Origin of the sequence: Bradyrhizobium sp. A11 (genome assembly GCF_042077125.1) — a bacterium.
GTDB classification, from domain to species: Bacteria; Pseudomonadota; Alphaproteobacteria; order Rhizobiales; family Xanthobacteraceae; genus Bradyrhizobium; species Bradyrhizobium japonicum_B.
In genome coordinates this window covers 5,548,018-5,574,561 of record NZ_CP149509.1, presented here as the reverse complement: position 1 = coordinate 5,574,561, position 26,544 = coordinate 5,548,018, and the positions used below count along the sequence as shown (strand labels likewise).

Annotated in this window: 22 protein-coding genes; 20 read left to right on the top strand and 2 right to left on the bottom strand. The window is 65.9% G+C overall.

Annotated features, from left to right (window positions below; genetic code table 11):
* Positions 1–17 precede the first annotated feature (17 nt).
* Genes WI560_RS26155 through WI560_RS26145 form a run of 3 tightly spaced genes read left to right on the top strand, consistent with a single transcriptional unit; the run spans position 18 to position 3,439 of the window.
* On the top strand, positions 18–1,124 hold the full coding sequence (locus WI560_RS26155; RefSeq protein ID WP_375305502.1) for a molybdopterin-binding protein: 1,107 nt from the start codon (positions 18–20) through the stop codon (positions 1,122–1,124).
* A 12-nt stretch (positions 1,125–1,136) separates the two neighbouring features.
* Complete coding sequence (locus tag WI560_RS26150) at positions 1,137–3,086, top strand: molybdopterin biosynthesis protein (RefSeq protein WP_375305501.1); 1,950 nt, start codon at positions 1,137–1,139, stop codon at positions 3,084–3,086.
* A gap of 53 nt (positions 3,087–3,139) precedes the next feature.
* Positions 3,140–3,439 carry a hypothetical protein gene (locus WI560_RS26145; protein ID WP_375305500.1) on the top strand — a complete coding sequence of 100 codons (300 nt, stop codon included), beginning with the start codon at positions 3,140–3,142 and terminating at the stop codon, positions 3,437–3,439.
* A gap of 5 nt (positions 3,440–3,444) precedes the next feature.
* Here WI560_RS26145 and mobA read toward each other — a convergent pair whose 3' ends face one another.
* Together mobA and fdhD are read right to left on the bottom strand one after the other, a co-directional pair.
* Positions 3,445–4,086, bottom strand: a complete 642-nt coding sequence (gene mobA, locus WI560_RS26140) for a molybdenum cofactor guanylyltransferase MobA (RefSeq protein WP_375305499.1) — start codon at positions 4,084–4,086, stop codon at positions 3,445–3,447.
* On the bottom strand, positions 4,067–4,957 hold the full coding sequence (fdhD, locus tag WI560_RS26135) for a formate dehydrogenase accessory sulfurtransferase FdhD (RefSeq protein WP_375305498.1): 891 nt from the start codon (positions 4,955–4,957) through the stop codon (positions 4,067–4,069). The genes mobA and fdhD overlap by 20 nt, the downstream gene beginning before the upstream one ends.
* A gap of 280 nt (positions 4,958–5,237) precedes the next feature.
* On the opposite strand from fdhD, the gene mobB reads away from it, so the two are divergent.
* The 17 genes from mobB (at position 5,238) to tcuB (ending at position 26,506) form a co-directional block, all read left to right on the top strand.
* Entirely contained in the window at positions 5,238–5,765 is a 528-nt protein-coding gene (gene mobB, locus WI560_RS26130) for a molybdopterin-guanine dinucleotide biosynthesis protein B (RefSeq protein ID WP_375305497.1), read from the top strand.
* Between the two features lie 9 nt (positions 5,766–5,774).
* Positions 5,775–7,031: a gephyrin-like molybdotransferase Glp gene (gene glp / locus WI560_RS26125; RefSeq protein ID WP_375305496.1), complete on the top strand. Its 1,257-nt coding sequence runs from the start codon at positions 5,775–5,777 to the stop codon at positions 7,029–7,031.
* A gap of 45 nt (positions 7,032–7,076) precedes the next feature.
* Positions 7,077–7,310, top strand: coding sequence for a sulfurtransferase TusA family protein (locus WI560_RS26120; RefSeq protein ID WP_257178057.1), 234 nt, complete (start codon positions 7,077–7,079; stop codon positions 7,308–7,310).
* A 124-nt stretch (positions 7,311–7,434) separates the two neighbouring features.
* The gene (locus WI560_RS26115; protein WP_375305495.1) at positions 7,435–8,868 is read left to right on the top strand and encodes a sigma-54-dependent transcriptional regulator; all 1,434 of its coding nucleotides are present in this window, start codon (positions 7,435–7,437) and stop codon (positions 8,866–8,868) included.
* Complete coding sequence (locus tag WI560_RS26110; RefSeq protein WP_375305494.1) at positions 8,861–10,885, top strand: cache domain-containing protein; 2,025 nt, start codon at positions 8,861–8,863, stop codon at positions 10,883–10,885. Before WI560_RS26115 ends, WI560_RS26110 begins: the two co-directional genes overlap by 8 nt.
* Positions 10,886–11,227: 342 nt before the next feature.
* On the top strand, positions 11,228–12,880 hold the full coding sequence (locus WI560_RS26105; RefSeq protein ID WP_028134667.1) for an OFA family MFS transporter: 1,653 nt from the start codon (positions 11,228–11,230) through the stop codon (positions 12,878–12,880).
* A 319-nt stretch (positions 12,881–13,199) separates the two neighbouring features.
* Entirely contained in the window at positions 13,200–14,903 is a 1,704-nt protein-coding gene (locus WI560_RS26100; RefSeq protein WP_375305493.1) for an NADH-ubiquinone oxidoreductase-F iron-sulfur binding region domain-containing protein, read from the top strand.
* Positions 14,900–17,668 (top strand): formate dehydrogenase subunit alpha, encoded by a 2,769-nt coding sequence (fdhF, locus tag WI560_RS26095; protein ID WP_375305492.1) that lies wholly within the window; start codon positions 14,900–14,902, stop codon positions 17,666–17,668. The genes WI560_RS26100 and fdhF overlap by 4 nt, the downstream gene beginning before the upstream one ends.
* Before the next feature lie 324 nt (positions 17,669–17,992).
* The gene (ybaK, locus tag WI560_RS26090) at positions 17,993–18,466 is read left to right on the top strand and encodes a Cys-tRNA(Pro) deacylase (protein WP_375305491.1); all 474 of its coding nucleotides are present in this window, start codon (positions 17,993–17,995) and stop codon (positions 18,464–18,466) included.
* Positions 18,467–18,484: 18 nt separating this feature from the next.
* Positions 18,485–19,570, top strand: a complete 1,086-nt coding sequence (locus tag WI560_RS26085; RefSeq protein ID WP_375305490.1) for a HupE/UreJ family protein — start codon at positions 18,485–18,487, stop codon at positions 19,568–19,570.
* Between the two features lie 163 nt (positions 19,571–19,733).
* Complete coding sequence (locus tag WI560_RS26080) at positions 19,734–20,174, top strand: hypothetical protein (RefSeq protein ID WP_375305489.1); 441 nt, start codon at positions 19,734–19,736, stop codon at positions 20,172–20,174.
* The gene (locus tag WI560_RS26075) at positions 20,171–21,028 is read left to right on the top strand and encodes an alpha/beta fold hydrolase (protein ID WP_375305488.1); all 858 of its coding nucleotides are present in this window, start codon (positions 20,171–20,173) and stop codon (positions 21,026–21,028) included. The genes WI560_RS26080 and WI560_RS26075 overlap by 4 nt, the downstream gene beginning before the upstream one ends.
* Before the next feature lie 15 nt (positions 21,029–21,043).
* Positions 21,044–22,240 (top strand): ABC transporter substrate-binding protein, encoded by a 1,197-nt coding sequence (locus tag WI560_RS26070; RefSeq protein WP_375305487.1) that lies wholly within the window; start codon positions 21,044–21,046, stop codon positions 22,238–22,240.
* 59 nt (positions 22,241–22,299) lie between these two features.
* Entirely contained in the window at positions 22,300–23,181 is an 882-nt protein-coding gene (locus WI560_RS26065) for an NAD(P)-dependent oxidoreductase (RefSeq protein ID WP_375305486.1), read from the top strand.
* A gap of 8 nt (positions 23,182–23,189) precedes the next feature.
* Positions 23,190–23,939 carry an IclR family transcriptional regulator gene (locus tag WI560_RS26060; protein ID WP_375305485.1) on the top strand — a complete coding sequence of 250 codons (750 nt, stop codon included), beginning with the start codon at positions 23,190–23,192 and terminating at the stop codon, positions 23,937–23,939.
* An 88-nt stretch (positions 23,940–24,027) separates the two neighbouring features.
* Complete coding sequence (tcuA, locus tag WI560_RS26055) at positions 24,028–25,419, top strand: FAD-dependent tricarballylate dehydrogenase TcuA (protein WP_375305484.1); 1,392 nt, start codon at positions 24,028–24,030, stop codon at positions 25,417–25,419.
* Positions 25,406–26,506 carry a tricarballylate utilization 4Fe-4S protein TcuB gene (gene tcuB / locus WI560_RS26050; protein WP_375305483.1) on the top strand — a complete coding sequence of 367 codons (1,101 nt, stop codon included), beginning with the start codon at positions 25,406–25,408 and terminating at the stop codon, positions 26,504–26,506. Before tcuA ends, tcuB begins: the two co-directional genes overlap by 14 nt.
* The last annotated feature ends 38 nt before the right edge of the window (positions 26,507–26,544 follow it).

Genomic DNA, 26,544 nt, shown 5'->3' with positions numbered 1-26,544 from the left:
ATGGTCCATCATGGCGCATGACCCAGCGCCTGCCGCCTTCGCTGACGCCGCTCGACACCGCGCTCGCCGCATTGCTGAGCGGGCTCGCGCCGCTTGCGCCGGTGGAGTTGCCGCTGCGCGAAGCGGCCGGGTGCATCGCGGCGGGCACTCCGTTGCTTGCGGCCCATCCGCCGCACGACATTGCCGCCACGGACGGCTGGGCGCTCCGCGCCAATGATCTGGTCGGCGCGTCCTCTTATTCGCCGCTGCCTTTGATGAAAGCCCCGGCATGGATCGAGGCCGGCGACGCGATGCCGGCGGGATGCGACTGCGTGCTCGATGCCGACGCGGTGGAGGTGTCCGGGCCGCTCGTGCAGGTGCTGGCGGAAGCCGTGCCGGGGCAGGGCGTCAGGCGCGCCGGCAGCGACATCGCGGCGCGCACGCCTGCGGGGGCCGAGGGCTCTCCGGTCGGTGCGGCCGATCTGCTGCTCGCACGTGTTGCAGGCCTGGCGAAGCTCGGCGTGCGGCGGCCGCGCCTGCGCATCGTCAATGTGCCGGGTGCAACGGCAACGATGCACATGATCGCCGGTCTCGCGCGCTCGGCAGGACTGGACGTCGAACCGCGCGAAGCCGGCGCGCGCGATGAAGCGTCGATTGCCGACGCGCTTGACGCCTCCTCGTGTGATCTCGTGCTGACCGTCGGCGGCAGCGGCGTCGGCCGCCGCGACGCCGCCGTGCTGGCGCTGGCCCGGCGGGGCGAGGTGAAGGCTCACGGCCTTGCGCTTCAACCTGGACGTACTGCCGCGGTCGGTCGGCTCGGACAGGTTCCCGCCGTCGCCTTGCCCGGCTCGCCGGATGCCGCGCTCGCGGCCTGGTTCGCGCTGGTGCAGCCGCTCGTCGATCGCCTGGCGGCGCGCCGGACGCGCCGACGGATCACTTTGCCGCTCGCGCGCAAGATCGCATCCAGCGGCGGCATCGCCGAGGTCGTTCTGCTGGCAGAGGAGCGCGATGCCTGGACGCCACTCGCAGTAGGGGAATGGCCGTTCCACGCTATCGCCGGTGCCGACGCATGGCTGCTCGTTCCCGGCGACAGCGAGGGATTTGCGGCGGGAGCGCCGGTCGATGCCTATCTGATCCGGGAGTGATATGGGTTCGGCATGACGATGATCCCCCAGCCGCAAGACCGCAGCGCCTTCGAACAGGCGCAGTTCCTCAAGATCCTCTCGCGGGAGGAAGCCTTGGCGCGCTTCGAGGCGGCGTTGTTCCCGCGTTCGATTCCAGCCGAGCCGCGCAAGCTTGCCGATGCGCTCGGCGCAGCGCTCGCCGAAGACGTCACGGCGCCGATCGACGTCCCCCCTTTCGACCGCTCCAATGTCGACGGCTTTGCCGTGCGCTCGGCGGATCTCGTCGCAGCGGGCGAAGGCAAGCCGGTGCGCCTTGCATTGAACGGCGAAACGATCCAGTGCGGCACCGCGCCGAGGCTTCAAGTTGCACCGGGAACCGCGACGGCGATCGCCACCGGCGGTCCGCTGCCGCGTGGCGCCGACGCCGTCGTCATGGTCGAGCACACCCAGCCGGCAGGCTCCGGCACGATCGAGGTTCGCCGGGCCGTCTCGCCGGGGCAATTCGTGTCCTATGCCGGATCCGACATCGCGCGCGGCGAGGCGCTGCTGCGGGCCGGCACCATCATCGGCTCGCGCGAGATCGGCATGCTGGCGGCTTGCGGCATCGCCGAGGTGACGGTCGCGCGCAAGCCGCGCGTGGGCGTGATCTCCACCGGCGATGAACTGGTCCAGCCCGGCCAGAGGCTCGCCCCCGCCGGGATCTACGACACCAACGGCGCCATCGTCGCGGCCGCGATCGACGAGAACGGCGGCGAGGCGGTCTTCCTCGGCGCCATTCCGGACGACGAAGCCAAGCTCGAAGCGGCCATGCGCGGCGCGCTCGCGGATGCCGACATGCTGGTGCTGTCAGGCGGCACCTCGAAAGGCGCGGGCGACCTGTCCCATCGCATCATCGGCCGGCTCGGCAAGCCCGGCATCATCGCGCATGGTGTCGCGCTCAAGCCCGGCAAGCCGCTGTGCCTTGCGGTGTGCGACGGCAAGCCGGTGGTGATCCTGCCGGGCTTTCCGACCTCGGCAATGTTCACCTTTCACGACATGATCGTGCCGGTGCTGCGCAGGCTGGCCGGCCTGCCGCCACGCTCCGATGCGAAGGTGAACGCGACGGTGCCGGTACGCATCGCGTCCGAGCTCGGTCGCACCGAGTTCGTCATGGTCTCGCTGGTCGAGGGCAGGGATGGCCTGATCGCCTATCCCTCCGGCAAGGGGTCCGGCGCGATCACGTCCTTCGCGCAGGCCGACGGTTTCTTGCGCATCGACGCGCTCGCCGACCAGATGCCGGCCGGGACCGCAACCGAGGTGACGCTGTTCACGCCGCATGTGCGGGTGCCCGACCTCGTCATCGTCGGCAGCCATTGCACCGGCCTCGATCTCGTCACCGCCGGGCTCGCGCATGCCGGCCTGACCGTGCGCTCGATCGCGGTCGGCAGCCTCGGTGGACTCGCGGCCGCCAAGCGCGGCGAATGCGATGTCGCGCCGATCCATCTGTTCGACGACACGAGCGAGACCTACAATACGCCCTATCTCGTCGACGGGCTCGAACTGGTGCCGGGCTGGCGACGGATGCAGGGCATTGTCTTCCGCAAGGGCGACCGGCGTTTCGAAGGTCTGGACGTGAAGCAAGCGGCAGCTGCTGCGCTCGCCGATCCCGCCTGCATCATGGTGAACCGCAACCAGGGCGCCGGCACGCGCATCCTGATCGACCGGCTGCTCGGCGGCGCGCGCCCGGAAGGTTATTGGAACCAGCCGCGGTCGCACAACGCGGTCGCGGCGGCCGTCGCCCAGCACCGCGCCGACTGGGGGGTGACCATTGCGCCGGTCGCCGCTGCGGCCGGCCTCGGTTTCATTCCGCTCGCGGAAGAGCATTATGACTTTGCGCTGGTGACGGCGCGCAAAGGCCGTCCAGCGGTACAGGCGTTTCTCGATGCCCTCGGCTCGGACGAGGCGCGTGCGGCGCTGGAGCGGGCCGGCTTCCGGCCCGCGTAGACACTCATGAACTTGTGTGACCGCCGTCGCGACCAAGGAGCATGAGCCAAGTCATGACCGCGTCCGCACGCCTCAATTTCCGCAAGTTCGCTGCAATCGTCGCGGCGATCGGTACGCTGTTCTGGCTCTACACCTTCTATCACATCGCCAATGTCCCGCAGGGGGACCGCAGCGGCTTTCAATGGCTCGCGGTGTTTCCGCTCGGCATGGTCTTCGGAGCGTTCTTCCTGCCGGCCTGGCTGCTGGTTGCGATCGGCCGTCTGCCGCGATTCACCACGGCCCTCGGCCTTTGCGGCCTGATCGCCTTCGCGATCATCTGGGCGCAGCTTCTCAACGAGTTTCCGAAATCGTAACGCCGCTAGGCCGCGTCATCCAGCGCCGCCAGCCGCTCGGCTTCGGCGATGTCCTCGACCGTGTTGGCGTTGAAGAACGGATCGAGTGGCTCGGCCGGCCACGTCACCGTCGCCAGCGGATAGCGGGCGGTCCAGCGGTCGATCTTGCGGAGGTCTTCGACGACCAGCGCGTGGCGCAGCTCGTCGCGCAAGGCAACCCGCCACAGGCCGATCACGGGATGCGACTGCTCGCCTGACGCAGCGACGGCGAGCTGGGCGTTCTCGCGTTCGCGTGCCTCATGCAGGCGGGCAACCAGATCGCGCGGCAGGAACGGGCAGTCGCCGGCGGCGCTGAGCACCCATTCGACGCCCGTCCGGTTCGCCGCGGTCCAGTCCAGTGCCGCGAGGATGCCGGCGAGCGGGCCGGGAAAGCCGGGCACGTCGTCGGGGACGACCGGCAAGCCGAAGGCCGCGAAACGCGCGGGATCGCCGTTCGCATTGAGGATCAACCCGCTGCATTGAGGCTTCAGGCGCGCGATCACGCGGTCCAGAATGGTGCGGCCGCCGATGGTGCGCATCGGCTTGTCGCCGCCCCCCATGCGGCGGGCGAGGCCGCCGGCAAGCAGCACACCTTGCGTGGCCGGGAATTCAGTCGTCACCACCTTCACCCTTGCGCTTGTGCTTCGCCGATTCTTCCTCGACGTAAGCAAGGTTCTGGTCGTAGACGATGCGCTCCTCGCCCGCGAGGACGATGAAGCGCTTGCCGCGGGTGCGGCCGACCAGCGTCAAGCCCACCTGCCTTGCAAGATCGACGCCCCAGGCGGTGAAGCCGGAGCGCGACACCAGGATCGGAATGCCCATGCGGACCGTCTTGATCACCATCTCCGAGGTGAGGCGCCCCGTGGTGTAGAGGATCTTGTCGGAAGCGTCGACGCCGTGGCGATACATCCAGCCGGCGATCTTGTCGACGGCGTTGTGGCGGCCGACGTCCTCGGTGTAGCAGAGCGGGGCGCCCTCCTTGCACAGCACGCAGCCGTGGATCGCGCCGGCCTCGAGATAGAGCGAGGGCATGGTATTGATGGTCTGCGTCATCTGGTACAGCCAGGATGTCCGCAGCTCCGCCTTTGGCAGCGCGACGCTTTCGACGGCTTCGAGCAGGTCGCCGAAAGCGGTGCCCTGCGCGCAACCCGAGGTCTGCGTGCGCTTCTTCAGCTTGGCCTCGAAATTGGTGTGATGTTCGGTGCGCACCACGACCACCTGGAGATCGTCGTCGTATTCGACCTCGGTGACCGCGTCGTTATATTTCAGCATGTTCTGGTTCAGCAGGTAGCCGAGCGCCAGATATTCCGGATAGTCGCCGATCGTCATCATGGTGACGATCTCCTGCGCATTCAGGTAGAGCGTCAGCGGCCGCTCCATCGGCACCTTGATCTCGACCCTGGCGCCGGTCTGGTCGGTGCCAACCACGCTCTGGGTCAGGCGCGGGTCGTCCGGATTGGGGACGATCAGGGGCACCGGAGCTTTGTCGATCTTCATCATGGCGGCGAGGTTAGCATGACATTCGGGTCAAGCCGATATAAGCATGGGCGAGAATAGGTAAATGCCTCCGCTCGTCATTGCGAGCCAACGGGTCCGCGCGAAGCGCGGCCTGATGACAGGCTCCGCGAAGCAATCCAGACTATTTCCGCGGTGGCAGCTGGATTGCTTCGTCGCTTCAGTGCAAAATTGCTGCGCAATTTTGTCACGAGCTCCTCGCAATGACGGGGGAGGGAGCGGCGGTTCCACCGCGGACCCTGCGGCGTGCTGAGACGGAGCTGGAATGAAAGTCATCGGCCTTGCAGGCTGGAGCGGGGCGGGCAAGACCACGCTGTTGGCGCGGCTGATCCCGCATTTCAACGCGCAGGGCCTGCGCGTCTCGGTGATCAAGCATGCGCATCACCGGTTCGATGTCGACGTGCCCGGCAAGGATTCTTGGCGGCATCGCGAGGCCGGCGCGGCCGAGGTGCTGGTTGCCTCGTCGAACCGCTGGGCCCTGATGCATGAATTGCGCGGCGCGGCGGAGCCGCGGCTGCCGGAATTATTGGGCAAGCTGTCTACGGTCGATCTCGTCGTGGTCGAGGGTTTCAAGCGCGAGCCGCACCGCAAGATCGAGGTGCATCGCGCGGCCAACGGCAAGCCGCTGCTGTTTCCCGACGATCCCGGCATTGCCGGGATCGCGACCGACGCCGCCATTGACACTCACCTGCCGACTGTCCATCTCGACGACATCGAGGCTGCTGCGGCGTTGCTGCTGCGCGCGGCGATGCCGGTCGAGGAAGTGGTGGCGGCAAGCGCCGCGATACGCTGACGAGGCACCATGGCGCAACTCTCGGACGATTGCTTTGCCTTCGGCGGCCCGATGATGTCGGTCGACGACGCCGTCGGCCTGATCACGGCGCGCGTCGCCGCGATCGCCGATTTGGAGACGGTGGCGCTCACCGACGCAGACGGGCGCGTGCTGGCGCGCGACGTCGCGGCGCCGCTGCCGTTGCCGCCCTTCACCAACTCGGCCGTCGACGGCTATGCCGTGCGCGACGCCGATCTTCCTGTTGGCGCCGAGCAGGCGTTCCCGCTGGATGGCCGCATCCAGGCCGGCGGGCTCGCCCAGGCACCGATCAAGCCCGGCCACACCGCGCGCATCTTCACGGGCGCGCCGATGCCGCCCGATGCCGAGACCGTCTTCATGCAGGAAGATGTCCGCGTCGATGCGGCCGGCAGGATCGTTCTGCCGCCGGGGCTGAAGCGTGGGGCCAATGTCCGGCCCGCAGGCGAGGACATCCCGCAGGGACATGTCGCGCTGCGCGCGGGCCAGCGCTTGCGGCCGCAGCACGTCGCGCTGGCGGCGGCGTTCGGTCTGACCAGCCTCGATGTGGTCAGGCGCATTCGCGTCGCGGTGTTCTCGACCGGTGACGAGCTGGCCTCGCCCGGCGAGCCGCGCGCCGCCTCGCAGCTGTTCGATTCCAACCGCTTCATGCTGATGGCGATGCTGCGCCGGCTCGGCTGCGAGGTCAGCGACCTCGGCATCCTGCGCGACGAGCGCACCTCGCTTGCGAACGGCCTGAAGAAGGTTGCGGGTTGCCACGACCTGATCCTCACCACCGGCGGCGTCTCGACCGGCGAGGAGGATCACGTCAAGGCGGCGGTCGAGAGCGTCGGCTCGCTGGTGCTGTGGCGGATGGCGATCAAGCCCGGCCGGCCCGTGGCGATGGGCATCATCGACGGCACGCCGCTGATCGGATTGCCCGGCAATCCGGTCGCGAGCTTCGTGACCTTCGTCCATGTGGTGCGGCCGACGGTGCTGGCGCTGGCCGGCGGCTCGCCGGAGCCGTTGACGCCGATCCCGCTGCGCGCCGCGTTTACCTACAAGAAGAAGGCGGGCCGGCGCGAATATGTGCGCGTTTCCCTGCGACGTGCGCAGGACGGCCGGCTCGAGGCCATCAAGTTTCCGCGCGAGGGCGCGGGACTCCTGTCCTCGCTGGTCGAGACCGAGGGCCTCGTCGAGCTCGGCGAGAGCATCACGGGCGTCGAGCCGGGCCAGGATGTCGGCTTCTTGTCCTACGCCGATCTGCTGTAGCGGCCTTGCGTTGACGCCATCGCTTCGTCCCGCCATGTTGCGCCCATGACCAGAACGATGCTCGATCTCACCGGACTGAAATGTCCGCTACCCGCCCTGAAGACGCGCAAGGCGCTCAAGCCATTGCAGCCCGGCGATCAGCTCGAGGTTCATTGCACCGATCCCCTGTCGGTGATTGACATTCCGAATCTGATCCGCGAGACCGGCGACAAGGTCGAGATCACCGAGCGCAACGAGGCCCGCATCGTGTTCCTGGTCGAAAAGGGCGCTGGCTCGTAGAAAGGTGCATATTCACGGCGGCGGCGTTTGACTATGCTGCGCCGTGGGGAGAACGGCCGGGTTTCGCTGCAATGCGAAAGGCGCCGGCTGTGGCGTGGATGGTCTCAAACCTAAGACATCGGGCATGACTTTCTCAACATCGAGGGCAAGCGCAGCTGCACCTGCCGCGGCGGGCCGCGAGCCTGCCGTCAAGCCCGGCAAGACGACTGCAGGGCCGGAGTTCGGCGCGCTGGCGCAGGCCTCCATCCTGATCGTCGACGACGAGCCGGGCATGCGCAATTTCCTGGTGCGCACGCTTGGACCGCGCTGCAAGCTGGTGGACGAGGCGGCTGATACCGACCAGGCCTCGCGCAAGCTCGATTCCAACCGCTACGACGTCGTCATTCTCGACAACATCATGCCGGGCAAGAACGGCGTCGATTGGCTCGCCGAGCAGCGCGCCGTCGGCTTTTTCGCCGACGCCATCCTGATTACCGCCTTTGCCGACCTCGACACCGCGATCCAGGCCCTGCGCGCCGGTGCGGCCGATTTCGTGCTCAAGCCGTTCCGCTCCAACCAGATCCTCAACGCGGTGGCAAGATGCCTCGACCGTGTCCGGCTCCAGCGCGAGAACTACGTCCTGCGCTATGCCTTGCGGGCCTCGTCCGACCGCACCTTTCTGCGCGACAACCTGATCGGGCAGTCGGCACCGACGCTGCGCGTGCGGGAGACCATCGCACGGGTCGCGCCGCTGCCGACCTCGGTTCTTCTCACCGGCGAATCCGGCACCGGCAAGGAAGTGGCGGCGCGCTCGATCCACTCGCTGTCCGACCGCGCGGACAAGCCATTCGTGCCCGTGAATTGCGCAGCGATCCCGCCCGACATGATCGAGGCCGAGCTGTTCGGACACATCAAGGGCGCCTTCACCGGCGCCGATTCGGGGCGTGAGGGCCTGTTCCTGCATGCCCATGGCGGCACGCTGTTCCTCGACGAGATCGGGGAGCTGCCGCTGCCGATGCAGAGCAAGCTGCTCCGCGTGCTCGAAGACCGCCGCGTCCGCCCGGTCGGCTCCGAGCGTGAGGTTCCGGTCGACCTGCGCTTCATCTTCGCGACCAATGCCGAGCTTCAGAAGGAGGTCGAGAGGGGCCGTTTCCGGGCCGATCTGTTCTATCGGCTCAACGTGGTGCAGATCCGCCTTCCGCTCCTGAAGGATCGCGGCGACGACGTGCTGGAGCTTGCCGGCATCTTCATGAGCAAGCTGTCGGTCCAGCTCGGCATGCCGCCGGTGCCGATCGACGCCTCGGTGCGAGCGGCGCTCGCAAGCTATGACTGGCCGGGCAATGTCCGCGAGCTGCGCAATCTGATCGAGCGCACGCTGATCCTCGGCGCCTTCCCCGACGATTTCGCCGGTCCCCGCAACGACGGTCAGTCGGCGCCCGCCGACAGCCTCGCCGAGCTCGAGCGCCGTCACATTCTCGGCGTGCTGAAGGAGGTCAACGGCAATCGCGAGGAGGCGGCGCGGCGCCTCGGCATCTCGCGCAAGACCATCGACCGCAAATGTGCGTTGTGGGATGTCTGATGCTGCCGGCCGCAGCGGCGAGCTGGTGCGGGGACGCTCCGTCCGCTTCCGGCTGCTCGCGATCGCGTTGCTGCCGATGCTGGTCATCCTGCCGCTCCTGCTCGGCGTCGCGATCTATCGCTGGAACGCGAAATTCGACGCGACCCTGATCTCCAAGGTGAACGGCGATCTCACCATCGCCCATCAATATCTCGCCCGCATCCTGGAGAAGACCGGCGTCCAGGTCCGCGCGCTCGGCCTGTCGGCCCGCTTCCACGAGGTGCTGGCGCCGGATGCGCGCGGCTCCTTGCGGGATCTGCTCGACGAGACCCGCAAAGAGATCGGTCTCGACTTCCTGTATCTGACCAACGAGCGCGGCGAGGTCCTGGCCTCGTCGCCGCCGCTGCAGCATCAACCGCGACGCGATTGGCCGATCATCACGTCGGCGCTGTCGGGGCAGGTCGCTGCGACCGGCGTCGATATTTTCGGCAATGACGAGCTCGCCGCGATTTCCCCGGCCCTCGCCGAGCGCGCGCGATTGGACCTCGTGCCGACCCCGAACGCGGTGCCGACCGACCGCAGCACGGAGACGCGCGGCATGGTGGTGCATGCGGCGAGCCGGGCGATGCTGCCCGACGGGAGCGCCGCGGCGCTGGTCGGCGGCACATTGCTCAACCAGAATCTCGAATTCATCGATACGATCAACGACCTGGTCTATCGCGCCGCGAGCCTGCCGGAGGGCAGCCAGGGCACCGCGACGCTGTTCCTGGACGACGTGCGGATCTCGACCAACGTCCGTCTGTTCGAGGGGCGGCGCGCGCTCGGCACGCGCGTGTCGGCGGCGGTGCGCTCGGCCGTGCTGGGCGAGGGGCGCACCTGGCTCGACAGCGCCTTCGTGGTCAATGACTGGTACATCTCCGCCTACGAGCCGCTGGTCGACAGCTATGGCAAGCGGGTCGGCATGCTCTATGTCGGCTTTCTGGAGAAGCCGTTCAGCGAGGCCAAATACCAGACATTACTGATCATCATCGCGGCCTTCATCGCCATCACCGCCGCGACCGTGCCGATCTTCCTGCGCTGGGCGAGCTCCATCTTCATGCCGCTGGAGCGCGTCACGGCGACAATCGCCGAGGTGGAACGCGGCAATCTGTCCGCCCGCACCAAGATGCCGGCGTCGGGTGACGAGATCGGCCGCGTCGCGGTTCATCTCGACGGCCTGCTCGACCAGATCCAGGAACGCGACCGGCAGCTGCGGGAATGGAACGAGGAGCTGAACGTCCGCGTGCTGGAGCGCACCCGGGACCTCGAGCACGCCAATCTCAAGCTCGAGGCCACCACCAAGCAGCTCGTCATGTCCGAGAAGCTGGCGGCGATCGGCGAGATCACCGCCGGCGTTGCCCACGAGATCAACAATCCGATCGCGGTGATGCAGGGCAACCTCGACGTCATCCGCAGCGTGTTCGGGGCCGATGCCGACAAGGCCAAGGTCGAGTTTCGCCTGCTCGACGAGCAGATTCACCGCATCAGCCAGATCGTGACCAAGCTGTTGCAGTTTGCAAGGCCGGAGGAATATGCCGGCTATGTCGAGCGCCATGCGCCGGCCAGCGTCATCTCCGACTGTCTGCCGCTGGTGCAGCATCTTCTGAACAAGACCGAGATCGCCGTGGTCAGGCAGGATCGCGCCGATCGGCTCGTGCTGATGAACCGGAACGAGCTGCAGCAGGTGCTGGTTAATCTGATCGTCAACGCGATCCACGCCATGCCGGATGGCGGGACCCTGACGCTCCGCTCCTTCGATGCCGAGCGCGACGGCCATCGAGGCGTCGCCATCGAGGTCGCCGATACCGGCATCGGCATGAGCGAAGAGGTGATCGAGAAGATCTTCGATCCCTTCTACACCACGAAACGGCGGCAGGGCACCGGGCTCGGCCTCTCCATCAGCCAGACGCTGATCAAGCGCCAGGGCGGACAGATCACGGCCGAAAGTCACCTCGGTTCCGGAAGTACATTCACGATGTGGCTGCCGGAAGCGAGCTGATCGGACATTTTGTCCCGGGATGTCGGACATTCTGTCCGGCGCGGCACATTGCGCTGCGGGAAGTCGTTGAATCATCACGATGTGATTTCTGGCACGCGCGTTGCTCATCCCAAGACAGGGTGTTGAGGGGGGACGAGGGCGCGATCGCCGTCGCTGCAACGCTGCTTGCGAAGCGAAGAGACATCGCCCGCGACCAGTTGCTTGCTCGGCGCACACGAGGCGATGCGCCAGACGATTCCACTTCGGCATGAAATCCGACCGGTCATGCGCGGCTGCCAAGCCCGCACGCAACCGGTCTCAAACCGATGTGCCCGCAAAGGCCGCGCTTGGGAGGAAATGTTGATGACGACTGCCGATACCGTCTATGCACCGGTTGGTGCTCCCGGCTTGCTCGATCGTGAACGCACGATCGCGAAGGCCGGTTTCAATCGCTGGCTGGTGCCGCCGGCCGCGCTGTGCATCCATCTCTGCATTGGCATGGCCTACGGCTTCTCGGTGTTCTGGCTGCCGCTGTCGCGCGCGATCGGCATCTCGCAGAGCAAGGCCTGCGCCGACATCTCGCTGTGGCAGGAGCTGTTCACCACCACCTGCGACTGGAAGGTCGCAAGCCTCGGCTGGATGTACACGCTGTTCTTCGTGCTGCTCGGCGTCTCCGCCGCGATCTGGGGCGGCTGGCTGGAGCGTGCCGGCCCGCGCAAGGCCGGCTTCGTTGCGGCGCTGTGCTGGGGCGGCGGCCTGTTGGTTGGCGCTTTCGGAATCTATGTCCATCAGCTCTGGATCATGTGGCTGGGAGCCGGCGTCATCGGCGGCATCGGGCTCGGCCTCGGCTACATCTCGCCGGTGTCGACGCTGATCAAATGGTTCCCCGATCGCCGCGGCATGGCGACGGGCATGGCCATCATGGGCTTCGGCGGTGGTGCGATGATCGGTGCGCCGCTCGCCAATCTCCTGATCAATTACTTCAAGAGCGCGAGCGACGTCGGCGTCTGGCAGACCTTCGTCGTGATGGGGGTGATCTATTTCGTCTTCATGACCATCGGCGCCTTCTCGTATCGGGTGACGCCGCCCGGCTGGCAGCCCGACGGCTGGACGCCGCCGAGCGAGAAGAAGTCGATGATCACCGAGCACCATGTGCACCTCAACAACGCGCACAAGACGCCGCAATTCTGGCTGATCTGGTGGGTGCTCTGCCTGAACGTCTCGGCCGGCATCGGCGTGATCGGCATGGCCTCGCCCATGCTCCAGGAGATCTTCGCCGGCAAGCTGATCGGGCATCCGGAGCTGAGCTTCAGCCAACTTTCGGGTGAACAGAAGGCTGCGATCGCAGCGATCGCCGCAGGCTTTGCCGGTCTGCTGTCGCTGTTCAATATCGGCGGCCGCTTCTTCTGGGCCTCGATGTCCGACCTCATGGGCCGCAAGAACACCTACTACACGTTCTTCATCCTCGGCATCGTGCTCTACGCGCTGGCGCCGACCTTCGCGGCGATGGGCTCGAAATTGCTGTTCGTGCTTGGCTTCGGCATCATCCTGTCGATGTATGGCGGCGGCTTCGCCACGGTGCCGGCCTATCTGGCTGACATGTTCGGAACCCAGTTCGTCGGCGCCATCCATGGCCGGCTGCTGACGGCCTGGTCGACGGCCGGAATCATCGGTCCCGTGGTGGTCAACTACATCCGCGAGTTCCAGCTCGCTGCCGGCGTGCCGCGCGATCAGCTCTACAACACGACCATGTACATCCTGTGCGCCATGCTAATCGCCGGTCTGATCTGCAATTACATGATCAAGCCGGTCGATCCGAAGTGGAACATGAGCCAGGAGGAGGTCGCCAGATTGCAGGCGGCGAGCGCCAAGAGCGCGGCGTCGATCCAGCACGGCTCGTTCGGCATCGGCAAGGGCGGTCTGGACGCCCGTGCCGCAATGTTCTGGGCCTTCGTCGGCGTGCCGCTGGCCTGGGGCGTCTGGAAGACGCTGGAAAGCGCGGTGAAGATCTTCTGATCGCACATCATCGCGTGCGGGAGCGCGGCCTGCGCGCTCCCGCCGCTCATTTCGTCCGAGGGGCACCTGGACCTCGGAGCCGGGAGCTCGATACGACTTCGCTATCGCAGCATAGGACGCCTTTATTGATCTCCGGACCAATTCAGGCTTCGTTCTATCGATTGGCGCGTTGGATGAACGCAAGGCCTTGTCCGGGCAGCGATCCAGGCTGGCTTTGGACTGCTGTTAACTGCTTCGGCAAGCATGATAATTTTCTTGGCATCTGGCATGCCAAGGGCTAGAACTGGACCTGTTCTAAAGACGAGATCGAGACGAATCGATGAGCCACGACGTGCATGAGGTCCGCCCGTTCGAGCATCCCGGTGAGGGACGCCGGCGCGCCAAGGCCACGCCCAAGGGGCGCCAGATCGATCCGACCGCCGCGCACGAGATCGAGCAGCTGCTTGGCGACCGGCCGCGGCGGCGCGATCTGTTGATCGAATATCTGCACCTGATCCAGGACAAATATCACCAGATCTCGGCTGCGCATCTGGCGGCGCTCGCCGACGAGATGAAGCTCGCCTTCGCCGAAGTGTTCGAGACCGCGACCTTCTATGCGCATTTCGACGTGGTGAAGGAGGGCGAGCCTGACATCGCGCCGCTGACGATCCGCGTCTGCGACTCCCTGACCTGTGCGATGCTCGGTGGCGAGAAGCTGCTTCAGGACCTGCAAAGCGCGTCAGGTCCCGGCATTCGCGTCGTGCGCGCGCCCTGCGTCGGACGCTGCGATACCGCCCCTGCTGCGGAGGTCGGTCACCACTTCGTCGATCATGCGACGGTAACGAACGTGATGGCCGCCGCGAAAGGCGGCGACACCCACGCCCATCTGCCCAACTATGTCGGCTACGACGCCTATGTCGCCGGCGGCGGCTACAAGCTGCTGGGCCGCCTGCGCTCGGGCGAGCTGTCGACCGACGACCTGTTGAAGTCGCTCGACGACGCCTCGCTGCGCGGGCTCGGCGGCGCCGGCTTCCCCACGGGGCGCAAATGGCGCGCCGTGCTCGGCGAACCCGGTCCGCGGCTGATGGCGATCAACGGCGACGAGGGCGAGCCCGGCACGTTCAAGGACCGCTATTACCTCGAGAGCGACCCGCACCGATTCATCGAAGGCATGCTGATCGGCGCGCATGTGGTGCAGGCCTCCGACGTCTACATCTATCTGCGCGACGAATATCCGGCCTCGCGCGAGATCCTGGAGCGCGAGATCGCAAAGCTGCCGCCGGGCGGACCGACGCTGCACATGCGCCGCGGCGCCGGCGCCTATATCTGCGGCGAGGAATCTTCGCTGCTCGAAAGCATCGAGGGCAAGCGCGGCCTGCCCCGGCACAAGCCGCCTTACCCGTTCCAGGTCGGCCTGTTCGGCCTGCCCACGCTGATCAACAACATCGAGACGCTGTGGTGGGTGCGCGACATCGTCGAGAAGGGCGCCGAGTGGTGGAAGGGCCATGGCCGCCACGAGCGGCACGGCCTGCGCAGCTTCTCGGTCTCGGGGCGGGTCAAGAATCCCGGCATGAAGCTGGCGCCAGCCGGCATCACCGTGCGCGAGCTGATCGACGAATATTGCGGCGGCATGGCCGACGGCCATCAGTTCTACGCCTATCTGCCGGGCGGTGCGTCCGGCGGCATCCTGCCGGCGTCGATGGACGACATCCCGCTCGATTTCGGCACGCTGGAGAAATACGGCTGCTTCATCGGCTCTGCCGCGATCGTGATCCTGTCGCAAAAGGACAGCGTGCGCGCGGCGGCGCTGAACCTGATGAAGTTCTTCGAGGACGAGAGCTGCGGCCAGTGCACGCCATGCCGTGTCGGAACCCAGAAGGCAGCGCAGCTGATGCAGAAGCCGGTCTGGAACCGGGCGTTGCTGGACGAATTGAGCCAGGCGATGCGCGACGCCTCGATCTGCGGGCTCGGACAGGCGGCATCGAATCCGCTGTCCTCGGTGATCAAATATTTCCCTGACGAGTTCAAGGAAGCGGCCGAATGACCAAGATTACGTTCGAGCTCGACGGCAAGCAGGTCGAGGCCAGGCCCGGCGAGACCATCTGGCAGGTGGCCAAGCGTCAGGGCCGCGAGATCCCGCATCTGTGCTATTCGCCGGCGCCCGACTATCGTCCCGACGGCAATTGCCGCGCCTGCATGGTCGAGATCGAGGGCGAGCGCGTGCTGGCGGCGTCCTGCAAGCGCACGCCGTCGGTCGGCATGAAGGTGAAGACCGAGAGCGCGCGGGCGGTGTCGGCGCAGAAGATGGTGATGGAGCTGCTCGTCGCCGACCAGCCGGCGCGTGAGACCAGCCACGATCCGGATTCAAAATTCTGGCACTGGGCCGAGACCACAGGCGTGACCGAGAGCCGCTTCCCGGCTGCCGAGCGCTGGGCGACCGACGCCAGCCATCCGGCGATGCGCGTCAATCTCGATGCCTGCATCCAGTGCGGCCTGTGCGTGCGCGCCTGCCGCGAGGTCCAGGTCAACGACGTTATCGGCATGGCTTATCGTAGTCACGGCTCGAAAATCGTGTTCGACTTCGACGATCCCATGGGCGAGTCCACCTGCGTCGCCTGCGGCGAATGCGTGCAGGCCTGCCCGACTGGCGCCTTGATGCCGGCCGTGATGCTGGATGAGAAGCAGACCCGCGTCACCTATGCCGACAAGAAGGTGGATTCGCTCTGTCCGTTCTGCGGCGTCGGCTGCCAAGTCACCTACGAGGTCAAGGACGAGAAGGTGATCTATGCGGAAGGCCGCGACGGCCCCGCCAATCACAATCGTCTCTGCGTCAAGGGCCGTTTCGGCTTCGACTATATCCACCATCCGCATCGCCTGACCAAGCCGCTGGTGCGGCTGCCGAATGCGAAGAAGGATGCCAACGACCAGGTCGATCCGGCCAACCCCTTCACTCATTTCCGCGAGGCGAGCTGGGACGAGGCGCTCGACATCGCCGCCAAGGGCCTCGTCAAGATCCGCGACGAGAAGGGTGTGAAGGCGCTGGCCGGCTTCGGCTCGGCCAAGGGCTCGAACGAAGAGGCCTATCTGTTCCAGAAGCTGGTGCGCACCGGCTTCGGCTCGAACAACGTCGACCATTGCACCCGACTGTGCCACGCCTCGTCGGTGGCGGCCCTGTTCGAGGGCCTGAGCTCCGGCGCGGTGTCGGCACCTTTCTCGGCGGCGATGGATGCCGAGGTCATCATCGTGATCGGCGCCAACCCGACCGTGAACCATCCGGTCGCCGCGACCTTCATCAAGAACGCGGTCAAGCAGAACGGCGCCAAGCTGTTCGTGATGGATCCGCGCCGGCAGTCGCTGTCGCGCCACGCCACCAAGCATCTGCAGTTCAAGCCGGGCTCCGACGTCGCCATGCTGAACGCGATGATCCACACGATCATTACCGAAGGCCTGACCGACGACCAGTACATCGCCGGCTATACCGAAGGGTTCGAGGACCTCAAGGAGAAGATCAAGGAGTTCACGCCGGAGAAGATGGAGCCGATCTGCGGCATCCCGGCGCAGACGCTGCGCGAGGTCGCGCGAACCTATGCGCGGGCAAAGTCGTCGATCATCTTCTGGGGCATGGGCATCAGCCAGCATGTCCACGGCACCGACAACGCGCGCTGCCTGATCGCGCTCGCGCTGATCACCGGCCAGGTCGGCCGGCCCGGCACCGGCCTGCATCCGCTGCGCGGCCAGAACAACGTGCAGGGCGCCTCCGACGCCGGCCTGATCCCGATGTTCCTGCCGGATTATCAGCCGGTGGGGCGCGACGATCTGCGCGCCAGCTTCGAGAAGCTCTGGCAGCAGGATCTCGATCCCGTGCGCGGCCTGACCGTGGTCGAGATCATGAACGCGATCCACGCCGGCGAGATCAAGGGCATGTATATCGAGGGCGAGAACCCCGCGATGTCGGATCCTGATCTGCAGCACGCGCGCCACGCGCTCGCCATGCTCGATCATCTCGTGGTGCAGGATCTCTTCGTCACGGAGACCGCGTTCCACGCCGACGTGATCCTGCCGGCCTCGGCCTTCGCGGAGAAGGATGGCTCCTTCACCAACACCGATCGCCGCGTGCAGCTCGCGCGCCAGGTGATCAAGCCGCCCGGCGATGCGCGGCAGGATCTCTGGATCATTCAGGAGATCGGCAAGCGCATGGGCCTGCCGTGGAATTATTCCGGTCCCGGCGATGTTTTCACCGAGATGGCGGAGTTGATGCCGTCGCTGAAGAACATCACCTGGGAGCGGCTGGTGCGCGAAGGCGCGGTGACCTATCCGGTCGATGGGCCAGACCAGCCCGGCAACGAGATCATCTTCACCACGGGCTTCCCGACCGCGAGCGGCCGCGGCAAGATCGTGCCGGCCAAGGTCATCCCGCCGGACGAGATTCCCGACGACGAATATCCGATGGTGCTGTCGACCGGCCGCGTGCTGGAGCACTGGCACACCGGCTCGATGACCCGCCGCGCGCAGGTGCTCGACCAGATCGAGCCGGAGGCGGTCGCCTTCATGTCGCCGAAGGACATGCGCAGGAAGCAGCTCGCACCCGGCGATTTCATTCGCCTGGAGACCCGCCGCGGCGCAGTCGAGGTCAAGGTGCGCTCCGACCGCGACGTGCCCGAGAACATGGTGTTCATGCCGTTCTGCTACGCGGAAGCGGCGGCGAACCTGCTCACCAATCCCGCGCTCGACCCGTTCGGCAAGATCCCGGAATTCAAGTTCTGCGCGGCCAGGGCCGAGCGGGTGGAACTGCGGGACGCGGCGGAGTAGAGGAACTCTGGCGACATAGCGTCTCCAAACTCCGCTGTCGTCCCCGCGAACGCGGCCTGCCACAGAAGCCGCTGTCATGCCCCGGCTTGACCGGGGCATTCAGTACGCCGCGGCCCGTGTGGTGAGAGCGAGCTCTGCAATGCAGGCCTCTGGAATACTGGATCGCCCGGTCGGAGCCGGGCGATGACACCGAGGGTGTGGTTCGCATACGTGCCCACGCCGTCATTGCGAGCGAAGCGAAGCAACCCAGACTGTCATCGTGGTAGGATTTCTGGATTGCTTCGTCGCTTGCGCTCCTCGCAATGACGGCGCAGAGATACGCGCATGTCCAAAGTCACCCCAGCCACGCGCGCGCTTACGGCGGCCGGTATTGCCTTCACCGTCCACGCCTACGACTACGATCCTGACGCCGAGAGCATCGGGCTGCAGGCGGCCGCCGCGCTCGGTGAGGATCCCGCGCGCGTGCTCAAGACGCTGATGGCGCTGGTGGATGGCAAGCCGGTCTGCGTGGTCGTACCGTCGGACCGGGAAGTCTCGATGAAAAAGCTTGCCGCTGCGGCAAGCGGGAAGTCGGCGCAGATGATGAAACCGCCCGAGGCGGAGCGCGTCACCGGTTACAAGGTCGGCGGCATCAGCCCGTTCGGACAGCGCAAGGCGGTGCGTACGGTGGTCGAGCAGAGTGCGCTCGCGCAGGAGATGGTCTATCTCAATGGCGGCCAGCGCGGCTTGCAGGTGCGATTGAAACCAGCCGATGTGCGGGATGTCCTCAAGGCGGTCGTTGCGGATGTACTGGCGTGAGCAGGATGGAGCGGGGTCATGAGGCGGCTGCTTCTGCCGTGGCTCGCGGTGCTTCTTGGCATCGGTCTTCCGGCTGAGGCGCATCAGGTCAATCTCGTTACGGCGCGCGTGGCGCTGGACGCCGATCGCACGGTAAGCGTCGAACTCGGATTGAAGGGCAGCGATGTCGATCGACTGATCGGCACGAGAATCTATGATGTCAGGCAGGACGCGGTCGATCCCGCCGCCGTCGAAGCAGCCAGGTCCGCCATCCTCGCCTATATAAGCACGCACCTGGCTGTCACGGGCGGCACCAAGCCCTGTGTGGCCCGAGATGCGGCGATCCTGGCCGACGGCGACGGCATTCTCTATCGCAACGGATTTGCCTGCGCTGACGCCGCCGGCGACATCGTCTATCGCTCGACGGTGCTGACCGAGAAGGATCCGGCCGCGCGTCAAATCGTACTGATTGCGCAGGGCCGGTCGGAGGCACAGGCCTTGCTCGACGCCGGCAATACGACAATCACGCTTTCAACAGCGCCGCCGTCGCTATCGTCGACCCTGCAGCGTTATCTGTTCACCGGCATCGAACACATCTTCCTCGGCTACGATCACGTCGCATTTCTGGTCGCCGTGGTGCTGTGGGCGAGACGGCTCGTTCCCGTCGTCAAGATCGTGACTGCCTTCACGATCGCCCATTCGATCACCTTGTCGCTGGCCGCGCTGGATGTCCTCGTCATCCCGAGCCGCATCGTGGAGCCCGCAATCGCGGCCTCGATCGTCTTCGTCGCCGTGGAGAACTTCTTCTCGCGCGACGTCGATAGGCGCTGGCGCGTGGCCTTCCTGTTCGGCTTGATCCACGGCTTCGGCTTCGCCGGCGTGCTTCGCGAGATCGGGCTGCCACCGAACGCAGTCCTGCCCGCACTGGCAGCTTTCAACATCGGCGTCGAGATCGGACAGGTCGCGATTGTCGCGATCGCATTGCCGATCCTCCGTCTGGCCGACCGACCCAGTGTTGAGGATCGGTTCGAACCAGTGAGGGCGCCGGCGTTGGTTTACGCGCTGTCCGCGGTCATCTGCCTGCTTGGCAGCTATTGGCTGCTCGCGCGCGTTTTCGAGGCCTGATCCCGAGCCGCCAACTCCTGGCACAAGTGCCCTCCTGTTGAAGCCCCTCGCGACGGCATCGGCTCCTTGAGCATCATACCCACTTGAGTTCGGGCGGAGGCCCTGTATAGATCTGGACAGAATAGAATAGCGTTCTGCACAACAGAACAAGGGAGGTGAGGCGATGCAACCCAATCTGTTTCCCGACACCGATCCACCGGTGCGGTTCGCGCCCGATGCCGTCACCGCCGCCTTCGCGATGATCCCGGACTTGCTGGCGCGCGATGCTGCTCTGATCGTCCGTGGACGCTGGCTCGACGTCGACTGCCTGCTCGGCCCGAGCACCCAGCCCTTTCACGTTGCCATCCGCGCCGGGCAGATCGTGGACATGACGCCGGCACCTGTCCTGATGCGCTCCTGGCGGTTCGCCTACCGTGCGACGCCGGCTGCGCTTGCCGCTCATTGGCAGCAGATGCCACCAGCCGGCTGGCATGATCTGCTCGCGCTGACCAAGCGCGGACAGGCGACCCTTGAAGGGGATCTGCATCCTTTCATGACGCATCTTCAGTACTTCAAGGATCTCTTGGCGCTGCCCCGAAGGAACGGTTTTGGAGGGGCGTCATGAACGGCTTCATCGAGCCGATCGTCGGGCGCTACGTGCACGTCGAAATCAACGGAGAGACCAACCGGATCTATTTCGAGGAGAACGGCAGCGGCATTCCCTTGGTCTGCCTCCACACCGCCGGTTCTGACGCGCGGCAATGGCGGCATCTGCTGACCGATCCCGAGCTCACCAGACATTTCCGCATCGTCGCCTTCGACATGCCCTGGCACGGCAAGTCCAATCCGCCCGACAGCCAGTATGGCACCGAATACCGACTGACCACCGCAAGCTACACCGCCACCATCCGCGCGTTCTGCAACGCGCTGAAGCTCGAGCGCCCGGTGGTGATGGGCTGTTCGATCGGCGGCCGCATCGTGCTCAATCTCGCCATCGAGCACGCGCGCGAGTTTCGCGCGCTGATCGGGCTCGAGGCCGCGGACTTCCAGCAGCCCTGGTACGACACGAACTGGCTGAACCGGCCCGATGTTCATGGCGGGGAGGTCTGCGCCGCGCTGGTGTCCGGGCTGATCGCGCCCAACGGCCCGGAAGCCTCGCGCAGCGAAACGCTGTGGGGCTACAAGCAGGGGGGCCCCGGCATCTTCAAGGGCGATCTTTACTTCTATCGCGTTGACGGCGATCTGCGCGGGCGCACCTCTGACATCGACGTCAACCAGTGCCCGCTTTATCTCCTCACCGGCGAATACGACTTCTCTTGCACGCCGGAAGACACGCTGCGCACCGCCGCCGGCATTCCCGGTGCCAAGGCAACCGTGATGGAGCGGCTCGGCCATTTTCCGATGAGTGAGAACCCGGAACAGTTCCGGCGCTATATCGCGCCTGTGCTGCAAGACATCCTCGACAAGCAGAATTGTTAAAAGGGAGCGTATGTTATGAAGTTGCGTTGGATGATGGCGGCCGTCCTGGCCGCGCAGACGAGTGCTGCGTTTGCAGCCGACAATGTGATCAGGATCGGCGTGCTCAATGACCAGTCGGGCGTGTTCGCCGACAATGGCGGGCGGGGTTCGGTCGCCGCCGCAAGGCTCGCCGCAGAGGATTTCGGCAACGAGCTGCTCGGCAAGAAGATCGAGATCGTTTCGGCCGATCATCAGAACAAGCCGGATATCGCATCGGCCACCGCGCGCAAATGGTTCGACAATGAAGGTGTCGACATGATCGCGGACGGCGCGGCCTCCTCGGCCGGCTTTGCGATCCTCGAAGTCGCCAAACAGAAGAACAAGATTTTCGTCATTTCCGGTCCAGGTTCATCCGACTTCACCGGGAAGGCCTGTTCGCCCGTCAGCTTCCATTTCAACTACGACACCTATGCGCTGTCGAAGCTCACCAGCGACGCGATCACGCGGGCCGGCGGCAAGACCTGGTATTTCGTGACGGCCGACTACGCCTTCGGTCACGCGCTTCAGCGCGACGCGACCAAGTTCATCGAGGCGGCAGGCGGCAAAGTGATCGGCTCGGCCGCGCACCCGCTCGGAACCGCCGACTTCGCGTCCTTTCTGCTGCAGGCGCAGGGCTCCAAGGCCGACGTGGTGGGTCTTGCGACGTCGGGCGCGGACGTGCAGACCGCGATCAAGCAGGCGGGTGAATTCGGCATCGTCGAGGGTGGCCAGAAGCTCGCTGGCCTGCTCGTTTTCATCACGGACGTGAACTCGCTCGGCCTGAAGGTCACCCAGGGTTTGCAGGTGACGACCTCGTTCTATTGGGATCTCAACGAGCAAACCCGGGCATGGTCGAAGCGCTATGCCGCCCTGATGGATGGCAAGGTCGCGAGCATGGTGCAGGCCGGGGTCTATAGCGGCGTTCACCACTACCTTGCCGCCGTGAAGGCGGCCGGCACCACGGACGCGACGGCCGTTGCCGCCAAGATGCACGAGTTGAAAGTCAATGATATGTACAACAAGGATGTCGCGATCCGCCCCGACGGGCGCGTGCTGCACACCATGCATCTGGTCCAGGTGAAGAAGCCGGAAGAATCCAAGTACAAGTTCGACTATTACCGGGTCGTCAGCTCCAAGCCGGGCGAAGAGGTGTTCCGGCCGATGAGCGAAGGCGGCTGTCCGCTGGTGAAGTAAGCGCGGAGGCCGGGCGGGCCGCCATCCGCCCGGCCGCAGGATTTCGAGGAGAGTATGGAATGTCTGGTTCGATTGGATTCGTCGGTCTCGGCGTCATGGGCGAGCCGATCTGCCGCAACCTGTTGCGCAAGAGCGGCCGGCCGGTGCTGGCGTTTGACCTCGCCGCAGAGCCGTTGGCGCGGATCGTGGCCGACGGAGCGATGGCGGCAAAGTCGGTCGCGGACGTCGCCGCCGGCGCCGGGACGATCTTCCTGTGCCTGCCCAGCGCCAAGCATGTGATGTCGGTTTTCGAAGGCATCTTGCCGACCATCAGAAGCGGCCAGACCGTGATCGATCTCGGCACCTCCGATGTCGGCCAGACGCGATCATTCGCCAAGCAGCTGGCTGACAAAGGCGCGCTCTGGATCGACGCGCCGATCGCGCGCACACGTCAGGCCGCGCAGGACGGCACGCTCAGCGTCATGGTCGGCGCGACGCCCGAGCACTTTGGCCGGGTCGAGCCGCTGATCCGCCATTTCGCCACGGACGTCACCCTCTGTGGCGGCACCGGAGCCGGGCAGGTCACGAAGATCCTTAACAACATGGTGCTGTTTGAGACGGTCAATGCGCTGGCGGAAGCCGTCGCGATCGCCAAGCACAGCGGCGTCGAGCCGAAGCTGCTGCTTGAAACGCTGTCCAAGGGGTCTGCGGACAGTTTTGCCCTGCGCAATCATGGCATGAAGGCGATCGTCGCCGAGGAATTTCCGCTGCGGGCCTTCTCGACCGAATATGCGATGAAGGATCTCTCCTACGCGCTGGAGCTGGGCGCACAGGCCGGGCTGAGCCTGCGCGGCGCCGCGCTGATGCGCACGATCTTCCAGGAGACGATCGACAAGGGCATGGGCGATGCGTACTTTCCCGTCATCGCCAAGCTCATCGATCCCTCTGGATTCCCGGACTAGGAGACTGCATGCCCGGTGTCGCCGCCGTCGACCGCGCCCTGACCATCCTTGCAGCCTTCGAGGAAGCGCCGGAGCCGATGACGCTGGCCGAGCTCGCCCGGCGGACCGGCATGTACAAGAGCACGCTGTTGCGGCTGATGGCCTCGTTACAGGAGTTCGGCTATCTCCTGCAGCTCGCCGACGGCCGCTACCATCTCGGGCCGACGCCCTTCCGGCTCGGCGCGATCTATCAGCGCGGCAACAACCTGTATGATCGCGTGATGCCGATCCTGCGCCAGCTCGTGGCGGACGGCACCGAAAGCCCTTCCTATCACGTGCGGCATGATGCCAAGCGCCGGCTCTGCGTCTTCCGCGTCGACTCCCAGCATTCGACGCTCGACCGGGTCGAGGCCGGCATGCTGCTGCCGCTGGACCGCGGCGCGGCCGGACGGGTCATCCTGGCTTTCGACGGTGAAAAAGGCGAGGGCTATGACACGATCCGCGAGAGCTGCATCGCCTTGTCTTTTGGCGAGCGCGATCCCGATTGCGCCGGGCTTGCGTGCCCGGTGTTCGGCCCCGGTGGCAAATGCGCCGGCGCCCTGTCGCTCTCGGGGCCGAAGCCGCGCTTCACAAGGGACAATATCAAGGCGATGACGTCGTTGTTGCTGAAAGCCGCCGCCCGCCTGACGCGCGCGCTGGGTGGCCCGACCGAGCTGCTCGACAGTGCTTTATCGGCTTCGTCTGAAGACGCGCGTCCCGCGCGCCGGGCGAGGCGCTAGTTGTCGACAGAATGCGCAACGCTGGAAGGTCGAGCATGCCACTGACGGACGGAATTTCTCCAATCTCGCGTGCCGTCGGGCGGACCGCATGAGCAGCAGATACGACGTGCTGGTGATCGGCGGCGGCAATGCGGCGCTGTGCGCGGCGATCGCGGCGCGGCGCGGCGGCGCGTCGGTGCTGGTGCTGGAGGGGGCGCCAAAATTCTATCGCGGCGGCAACACCCGCCATACCCGCAATATGCGCTGCGCCCATGACGCCGCCACCGAAATCCTGACCGGCCCCTACACCGAGGAGGAGTTCTGGGAGGACCTACTGCGCGTCACCGGCGGGCAGACCGATGAGGCGCTGGCGCGTCACATGATCCGCGAGTCCAAGGACATCCTGGACTGGATCGTGGAGCAGGGCGTGCGCTGGCAGCCCTCGCTCGGCGGCACGCTGAGCCTCGGCCGCACCAATTCGTTCTTTCTCGGCGGCGGCCGGGCGATGCTGAACGCGCTGTATCTGACCGCCGAGCGGCTCGGCGTCGACGTCGAATACGATGCCGAGGTCACCGACCTCGTGATCGAGGACGGCATGTTTCTCGCCGCACGGCTGAAACGGCCGGTCAAGGGCGAGACCGAGATCCGCGCCACCTCCCTGGTCGCCGCGGCCGGCGGGTTCGAGGCCAACATCGAATGGCTGAAGCAATATTGGGGCGAGGCCGCCGACAATTTCCTGATCCGCGGCACGCCCTATAATCGCGGCGCGATCCTGAAGATGCTGCTCGACAAGGGCGTGCAGGAGGTCGGCGATCCCACCCAGTGCCATGCGGTCGCGATCGATGCCCGCGCGCCGAAATTCGACGGCGGCATCATCACGCGGCACGATTCCGTCGTGTTCGGCATCGTCGTCAACAAGCACGCGCAGCGCTTCTACGACGAGGGCGAGGACATCTGGCCAAAGCGCTACGCGATCTGGGGCCGGCTGGTGGCGGCGCAGCCCGACCAGATCGCCTACATCATCTTCGATTCCACCGTCGTCACCAGCTTCATGCCGACGCTGTTCCCGCCGATTGCCGGCCAGACGGTGGCCGAGCTCGCCGCCAAGCTCGAGCTCGATCCGGCCGCGCTGGAGAAGACCGTGACCGAGTTCAACGCCGCGGTGCGGCCCGGCACTTTCGACCACACCATTCTGGACGATTGCGTGACCGAGGGCATTACGCCACCCAAGACGCATTGGGCGCGCAAGATCGAGACGCCGCCTTTTCTCGCCTATCCGGTGCGGCCCGGCATCACTTTCACCTATCTCGGCACGCGCGTGAACAAGGAGGCGCGGATGCTGATGAAGGGCGGCAAACCGTCGGCCAACATGTTCGCGGCCGGCGAGATCATGGCCGGCAACGTGCTCGGCAAGGGTTATGCCGCCGGCATGGGCATGACCATCGGCAGCGTGTTTGGACGGATCGCGGGACGGGAAGCGGCGAAACATGCACGGAACTAGAATTCTGGACGAAGCCGACCGCCTGATGACGGTCTGCAATTCCTGCCGCTATTGCGAGGGCCTGTGCGCGGTGTTTCCGGCGATGGAGATGCGCCGCGCTTTCTCCGACGGCGACCTCAATTATCTCGCCAATCTCTGCCATGCCTGCGGCGCCTGCTACGTCGACTGCCAGTTCTCGCCGCCGCACGAATTCAACGTCAATGTCCCCAAGACGCTGGCGGTCGCGCGCGCGGAATCCTATGCGGCCTATGCCTGGCCTCAGGCGCTGTCCGGTGCCTTCGCGCGCAACGGTCTCGTCATCAGCGTCATCGCTGCGCTCAGCATGGCGGCGTTCATCCTTGGCTTTGCCGCCCTCAACGATCGCAGCGTGCTGTTCGGCGTGCACACCGGTCCCGGCGCCTTCTACAAGCTGATGCCGCACAACGCGATGGTCGCCCTGTTCAGCGCCGCATTCCTCTATGCCGTTCTTGCGCTGGTCATGAGCGTGCGGGCCTTCTGGCGCGACATCGGTCCCGCGATCGGCGGGCGCGCCGATGGCGGCTCGATCTTCCAGGCGATCCGCGACGCCGGCGAGCTGCGCTATCTCCATGGCGGCGGCGTCGGCTGCTACAACGAGGACGACAAGCCGACCGACCGGCGCAGGCTGTATCACCACCTGACGTTCTACGGCTTCATCCTGTGCTTCGCCGCGACGTCGGTGGCGACGCTGTATCATTATCTGCTCGGCCGCGAGGCGCCGTATCCGTGGTGGGACCTGCCGGTGGTGCTCGGCACGCTCGGCGGCATCGGGCTGATCATCGGCCCGATCGGCCTGTTCATGGCCAGGATGCAACGCGATCCCGCGCTGCTGGACGAGAGCCGCTACGGCATGGACGTCGGCTTCATCGCCATGCTGTTCCTGACCGGCCTCACGGGCATGCTGCTGCTGGTCCTGCGCGAGACCGCCGCGATGGGGCCGCTGCTCGCGCTGCATCTCGGCGCGGTGTTCGCGCTGTTCATCACCATGCCCTACGGCAAGTTCGTGCACGGCATCTATCGCTTCGCCGCCTTGGTGCGCTACGCCCAGGAGCGGCGGACGGCGGCGTGACAAGTGCCACGCCGCCCGGTTCGAACCGCCTTCTGCAT